This window comes from Propioniciclava sp. MC1683, assembly GCF_014164675.1.
Lineage (GTDB): Bacteria > Actinomycetota > Actinomycetes > Propionibacteriales > Propionibacteriaceae > Propioniciclava.
On sequence record NZ_JACJFX010000061.1, the window covers coordinates 1 to 6,581 of the forward strand.

Consider the following 6,581-nt stretch of genomic DNA (forward strand, 5'->3'; position numbering starts at 1 on the left):
CGATCCGGTTCACCACGCTGACCGCGATCTGCCAAGCACTGGACTGCAAGCCGGCCGACCTGTTCGACTTGGAAGATCCTCACAACCTCGACGAGCCCACCTCCGATCCCATTACCTGACATGCCGCGTCCGGCGCAGGCCGAGCCTTCCCGCGGGGCGACTCCTTCCCTGCCGTGCGCCGGACCCGAACGCTTCTGTCAGACGTGCGGGCGACAATCGCGACATGCCTTCATCCGAAGTCGCACTGAGCGTGCTCACCGTCGTCGTCTCCATCGCCGGTTCCTGGTTCGTGGCCAGATGGACGGTCCGTGCTGAACGCGCGTCCAGAGTGCATGCCGCCGCGGTGGACGGGCTGCTTCCCTCACTCGCTCGACTGCGGGCGCTGCTACATGAGTCGAGCGTGCGCAGCCTGAACCCGGAGGACGTCGCTCGGGCCGTCGCGGATTTCGAATCGCTGTGCCTGCAACACGGTGCATCCCTCCCCGTGGAACTCCGCAGCACTCAATCTGACGTGCGCGCTGCCGTCGGGAACTACTTCGGGGGCGTTTCACTCGCTTCCTTGGATGCCCGCATGGCCACGTACCCGCTGTCGGAACCCGATCCGTACTGGCGGGACATCTCGATCTCCTACATTGAGTACGTCATGGCGAGGCTGCAGCAGAGTCTGGTGCGACCCAAGATCCCGCCAGTCATTCACTTCTCAGACTGGCGTCGGCATGAGGACTATTCCCGACGATGACAGCTGCCCGCCCTGCTCACTCGTTTGCCGCAGGGCGCCCGATTCTGTCACCGGGGGAAACTGATTGTGTCAGTGCCCGCCGATATCGTCGGGTGCTCCAGGGCGTTCGCTATGCCAGAACATGACAGGAGTTTGGTCAGTGAGTTCAGATCGCTACCCGTTCCCCGTCGCCATCTCCCAACTCGGAGTCGGGGACAGCCGCGAGCAGCAGGCACTGCGTGGCGTCCAGTGGCTGCTCAGCCAGACCGACGCCCCCACCGTCCTCGTCACCCCTCGGAAAGACATCGATCACAACCCAGCGCTCACTCGACTGGCTACTGGCGGCAGGGCGCGGCACCTCACATGGCGGGGTCTATTCGCGGACCAACTCCACGGAAAGCGAGTCCTCCACGCGTGGCCCGATCGCAAGCAGCTCAACGAGCTATGGGGGGTGCAGCTCTCGGCCCTTGCCGTACTGGAATGGGCCCCGGGCCAAACCGCGGAGTGGATCGAGGACGCCAACCCGGTTCGCCTGCTGCGGCATGGCACTCACGCCCCGAACCCTCCCGCCGCGCGGACCGCAGACGGGCTGCCCGACGATGTCGTGAACATCCTGCAGCACTTGGCTGACATGGCCGCGGGCTACGACTCGGGCCTGAAGTGGAACGAAGAGGACAAGCTCAAGGCCGACCTGATGAACCGTACGCAGCGATGGCTGGGGCTACCCATTGACCACATCCGCCTGAAGTGCCGGGAGCTCGGCTTGCGACCCGCCGATGTCGACACCATCACCGGCTTGATACTGCGCCGCCAAGAAGGACGACGCTTCAACGTCCGACGCGGATACAAGGACTTCCACTTCCAAGGCTAGAACAACCACCCCCATTGGGGGCTACTCGTAGTTGACCGTGGTGGGTCGTTGATGCAAGGGCTCGTGGCCTTGCGCTGGGATGGGTGTTGCGAAGCATCCAACCGGACAAGGACCACGAGCTGTGATCAAGCCTATGTGCTCGCAGCGTGACGCTGCGAGCGTGACTTTCAACCTGCCTGACTACCACGTGATCGACGCGATCGACCTGCCCCTGGGCGGCCGACGGGTGATCGTGAAGGCCGACACCATCGCCGGCGGCTGCCCCGACTGCGGGGGGTCTCGGCGCGGGTGCATGCGTGGTGTCGGCAACGGGTCAAGGACGTCCCGCACGCCGGCGGTGTGGAGGTGTTGGTGGTGAAGCCACGGTTGGTGTGCGCCGAGCAGGGGTGCCCGCGACGGCGTTCACCCAGACCACGAGCGAGTTGCCGCGACGGGCTCGGTGCACGACGCGCTTGCGTCAGGCGTTGCTGACCGCGGTCATCGACCAGGGTCAGCCGGTCGCCCAGGTCGCCAAGACCCATCAGGTGGCGTGGTGGACCACCCAGAAGACGGTGAACGACGCGGTCGACACGTTGCCCGACGTCGACGCCCTGCACGTAAAGCACCTGGGTATCGACGAGCACCGCTACCGCCGGGTGCGCTGGTTCCGCGACCCCGACAGCAGCGGCTGGCGGCGGGTCGAGCCGTGGATGACGACCCTCGTCAACACGGCCTGCGGTCAGGTGCTGGGGGTCGTCGACGGCCGTGACAGTGCCGCCGTCGAGGGCTGGCTGAACGCCCGTAGCCAGCCGTGGCGGGACCGCATCGCAGTCGTCGCGATCGACCCCTCAGCAGCGTTCAAGAAGGCGATCACCACCAGCCTCCCGCACGCCAAGATCGCGGTCGATCCGTTCCACCTGGTCCAGTTGGCGAACCTGTGCCTGACCCGGGTGCGGCAGCGCCTGGTCCAGGACCTCCACCAGCGCCGGGGCCGGAAGGTCGACCCGGCCTGGGCACATCGCACCCTGCTGCTCCGCGGCTACGACACCCTCTCGGAGCGGGCCCGCCACCGGCTCGATGAGGTGTTCGCCAGCGACGACCCCACCGGCGAACTCGGCGCCGCCTGGGGCGTCAAGGAAGGACTGCGGCTGATCCTCGCCAGCCGCACCCTCGAAGGAGCCCGTGACGCCAAACAGCGGCTCGAAGGCTGGGTGAAAGACGCCGACACCGACGAGACCACCAGGCTGTGGGACACCCTCAACGCCTGGTGGCCCGCCATCGAGGCGTTCATCACCAGCCGGGTCACCAACGCCCGCACCGAAGCGGCGAACACCGCCATCAAACACATCAAACGGACCGGGCGCGGCTACCGAAACAACGAGCACTACCAAGCCCGTATCCTGCTCCGCAGCGCCCACCGGGCGCGGCAACACCGTTGACCAGCCAAGGCACCACGGTCAAATGCGAATAGCCCCATTGGGACTCGAGGTAGCGGACGCGCGGCACAAGGTCAGCGGAACCGACCCTCGTTCTCGAGAAGCATCTGGGTGTGGCCGAGTGTCCCTGATTTTCGAGATCCCAGCCTTCCGTCGAGACGGGAGGGCGGCGACATCGGCGCTACAGCAAACATCCGCTCTTGCCGCATGCAGCTAGTTGTACTGACCGGACACGTTGATCGACTGATTCTGTTACTCGGTAACTGTGACTGGGTATCATTGCGGCATGACTGTTCCGATTGACCGCCGACGTTTGCATGACATCGCCCTGCGCCTGTTCCGCGAGTTTGGCTACGACACCGTGTCGGTGGCCCAGATCGCTGAAGCGGCTGGAGTGTCACGGATGACCTTCTTCCGGCACTTCTCCAGCAAGGAGTCCGTCCTGGTGGAGGACATGTTCGATCCGGCGATCGCACTGGCCGTCGCCGCCCAGCCAGCGTCAGCACACCCGCTCGAGCGAGTGGTGGGCGGCTTCCTGGCCGCGCTGAGCGAGCCCGAAGCGGCGCGCGAGTTGTCGTCTCCCCAGTTCCGGGACCGCATCCAGCTCGTCGCGGCCACGCCCTCTTTGCGTGGGGCTGTCTGGGCTTCCAGCGCGGCAACGGAGCAGGCGATTCGCGAGGCCCTGGTCAGCTCCGGCGCATCCGCCGACAAGGCGCGAGCTGCTGCAGGGGCCGTGATGGGGGCCGCCACGGCGATCTTGCTGGGCTGGGCGGCCGAGCCCGAGCCCAGCCATGTTGCGATGGCCCTTGCCGGCGGGCTGCAGAGCTTGTTGGGCTCGGCCCGATGACCGCCGCGCTGACCTTGTCGGGGATCCAGGTCCGGCTGGGCGGATGCGAGGTGTTGCGTGGACTGGACCTTGAGCTGTCCCACGGACAGATTCGTGCGCTCGTCGGCCTCAACGGTGCGGGCAAGACGACCGCACTGCGGGTGGCGCTGGGCATGCTGCGACCCGATGCGGGCCATGTCCTGCTCCACGGCCAGGACATCTGGCCCAGCCCCGCAGAGGCCTGGTGTCGGGTCGGTCACATGGTCGAGACGCCGGCCGCCTATCCCGAGCTGACAGCGCGCGCCAACATCGACAACGCGATCATGCTCCACGGCATGGACCCATCAGGGTGCGCGCCACGCGTCGCGCAGCTTTCGCGGGCGCTCGGCATGGAAGCCCATCTTGACCAGCCCGTTCGGCGGCTTTCCCTAGGCACGCGTCAGAAGGTGGGCCTGATCAGCGCGCTCGCCCATGAGCCCAGCGTGGCCGTCCTCGACGAGCCCACCAACGGCCTCGACCCTCTGGCGGTCGTGGCGTTTCGTGACGAACTGCGTCGCCTGGCAGGCCAGGGCAGCTCGATCCTGATCACCAGCCACCACTTCGACGAACTCGCCCGTGTCTCCGATGCGGTCGACGTCCTTCACCACGGACAGGTCATCGCCACCATCACCCCCGACGAACGTGACCTCGAGAAGGTCTTCTTCGACACCGTACTGGCCGCCGACCAACAGTTGCAGGAGATCTGATGACCCCACACGCCCCAGTCCTGCGCATCGAATCCCGAAAACTCTACGCATCCCCCGTGGCCAGAACCGCGGCCTGTGCCGTTCTCATCATGGCCACAGCCACCTCGGCCGGTGGCTACGCAGCAGCCGTCCACGCCCCAGGGACAGACATGGGCCGCAAGGCAGCCGCCATGATCAGCGGGCAGGGGTGGAGCGGATATGTCAGCCTGGCCGCCCTGAGCCTTGGAGCCACCCTGCTGCTGGCAGCCGGAATCGTCGCGGCGTGGGCAGTCGGCCGCGAGTTCACTGACGGCACCATCGTCGGTCTCTTCGCGATCGGCACGTCCCGCGCCGCGGTGGCACGCGCAAAGCTTGTCGCCTGCCTCGGCTGGGGCCTGGCCCTCACTCTGGTTCAAAGCGTCGCATCGATCATGGCAGGGATCGGTCTCGGGCTTGATCCGGCAGGGGCACTCCATGCCGGGCTGACACTGACGATCAGCGGATTCTGCCTGGTGTGCAGCGTGCTTCCCATCGCTTGGGTGGCCACCCACTGGCGCGGATACCTGGCCGGGATCGGCGCGACCCTGGCCGTTCTCGTGGCCACCAACCTGACCTCCGGCTTCGGTCTCGGCCGCTACGTGCCGTGGGCGATCCCGACCCTGTGGGCCTCTGGCGATCCGACTGTGCCGGCAGTTGCACTTGTCATCCCCCTGGCGGTCGGTCTGCTCGGCTGGTGCGCAACGTCGTCGGCATGGAAACGCATCCAGATCGGCCGCAGCTAGCCCTCAACTACACTTTCCGGAGAACGCAATGTCTCACCCCAATGCGGCCCTGACGCCGCGTCATCGCCTGATCGTCACTCGTCTCGTCGTCGACGAGGGCTGGCCTGTCAGTGAGGTCGCTGCACGATTCCAGGTGTCGTGGCCGACGGTGAAGCGCTGGGCCGACCGCTACCGCGCCGGCGAGTCCATGCAGGACCGCTCCTCGCGCCCGCACCACTCGCCCAGCAAAACCAGCGCGCGGGTCACCCGCCGCTGCATCCAGCTCCGGCTACGTCTCCGCGAAGGACCGGTGCAGCTCTCGTATCGGCTCGGGATCGCGCCGTCGACGGTCCACCGCATTCTCACGGATGCCCATCTCAACCGGCTCTCCCACGTCGACCGCGCTACCGGCGAACCCGTCCGTCGCTACGAACACGACCATCCTGGCGCGATGCTCCACGTCGATGTGAAGAAGCTCGGCAATATCCCCGACGGCGGAGGCTGGCGCTACGTCGGCCGACGACAAGGCGAGAAGAACCGAGCAGCCACCCCCGACAAGCCCAGGAATAAGCACTATGACCCGTTGATGGGCAAGGCCTACGTCCACACCGTCATCGACGACCACTCCCGTGTCGCCTACGCCGAGATCCACGACGACGAAACTGCGATCACCGCCACCGCGGTCTTGGTCCGGGCGGTCGAGTGGTTCAACGCCCGCGGAGTCACCGTTGAGCGCGTCCTTTCGGACAACGGTGGCACCTACAAGTCGCACCTGTGGCGCGACACTTGCGCCGAGCTCGGTATCACGCACAAGCGGACCCGGCCATATCGGCCGCAGACCAACGGAAAGATCGAACGTTTCCACCGAGCCTTGGCCGACGGCTGGGCCTACGCCCGCTGCTACACCTCCGAAGCCGAGCGCCGCGGCGAGCTCGACGGCTGGCTGCACTACTACAACCAGCACCGGCCCCACACTGCCTGCGGGAATCAGCCGCCCTTCTCACGATTGACCAACGTCCCCGGTCAGTACAGCTAGTGCGGAGCTACCCGCTTCAGCAACTGCGCGGCGGCGGGACAAGCCCTAGATCAGCTAGGGCGTGTCGCGTAACTGATTTGGGTGGTTTGGGTCAGGGTTGTCTTTGTGACCAGGAGTCCTCAGTTCAGTGACGAGATGTGGGCGCGGATTGAGCCGTTGATGCCGCGTGGGGGCGCGAAGGGCGGCCGTCCGTGGAATGACCACCGGCGGACGGTGGAGGGCATCTGTT

Annotated in this window: 9 protein-coding genes; all 9 read left to right on the top strand. The window is 66.3% G+C overall.

Translation table 11 applies throughout. The annotated features are described in order from the left end of the window. Positions 1-2: 2 nt before the first annotated feature. The 9 genes from H5397_RS19235 to H5397_RS16865 all read left to right on the top strand — a co-directional run bounded on the left by H5397_RS19235 (position 3) and on the right by H5397_RS16865 (position 6,352). On the top strand, positions 3-119 hold the full coding sequence (locus H5397_RS19235) for a helix-turn-helix domain-containing protein (RefSeq protein WP_375539430.1): 117 nt from the start codon (positions 3-5) through the stop codon (positions 117-119). A gap of 104 nt (positions 120-223) precedes the next feature. Further along, positions 224-739 carry a hypothetical protein gene (locus H5397_RS16835; protein WP_182818876.1) on the top strand — a complete coding sequence of 172 codons (516 nt, stop codon included), beginning with the start codon at positions 224-226 and terminating at the stop codon, positions 737-739. A gap of 139 nt (positions 740-878) precedes the next feature. After that, entirely contained in the window at positions 879-1,589 is a 711-nt protein-coding gene (locus tag H5397_RS16840) for a hypothetical protein (protein ID WP_182818878.1), read from the top strand. 160 nt (positions 1,590-1,749) lie between these two features. Beyond that, positions 1,750-1,947: a hypothetical protein gene (locus H5397_RS18620; protein WP_255439022.1), complete on the top strand. Its 198-nt coding sequence runs from the start codon at positions 1,750-1,752 to the stop codon at positions 1,945-1,947. A 28-nt stretch (positions 1,948-1,975) separates the two neighbouring features. Further along, on the top strand, positions 1,976-3,007 hold the full coding sequence (locus H5397_RS16845) for an ISL3 family transposase (protein ID WP_309224394.1): 1,032 nt from the start codon (positions 1,976-1,978) through the stop codon (positions 3,005-3,007). A 283-nt stretch (positions 3,008-3,290) separates the two neighbouring features. Further along, positions 3,291-3,851, top strand: coding sequence for a TetR/AcrR family transcriptional regulator (locus H5397_RS16850; protein ID WP_220492383.1), 561 nt, complete (start codon positions 3,291-3,293; stop codon positions 3,849-3,851). Next, a complete protein-coding gene (locus tag H5397_RS16855) occupies positions 3,848-4,576 on the top strand; it encodes an ABC transporter ATP-binding protein (protein ID WP_059384758.1) in 729 nt (242 codons plus the stop codon). The genes H5397_RS16850 and H5397_RS16855 overlap by 4 nt, the downstream gene beginning before the upstream one ends. Then, positions 4,576-5,337: an ABC transporter permease gene (locus H5397_RS16860; RefSeq protein WP_182818879.1), complete on the top strand. Its 762-nt coding sequence runs from the start codon at positions 4,576-4,578 to the stop codon at positions 5,335-5,337. Before H5397_RS16855 ends, H5397_RS16860 begins: the two co-directional genes overlap by 1 nt. Positions 5,338-5,365: 28 nt before the next feature. Further along, complete coding sequence (locus H5397_RS16865) at positions 5,366-6,352, top strand: IS481 family transposase (protein WP_182818880.1); 987 nt, start codon at positions 5,366-5,368, stop codon at positions 6,350-6,352. Positions 6,353-6,581 lie beyond the last annotated feature (229 nt).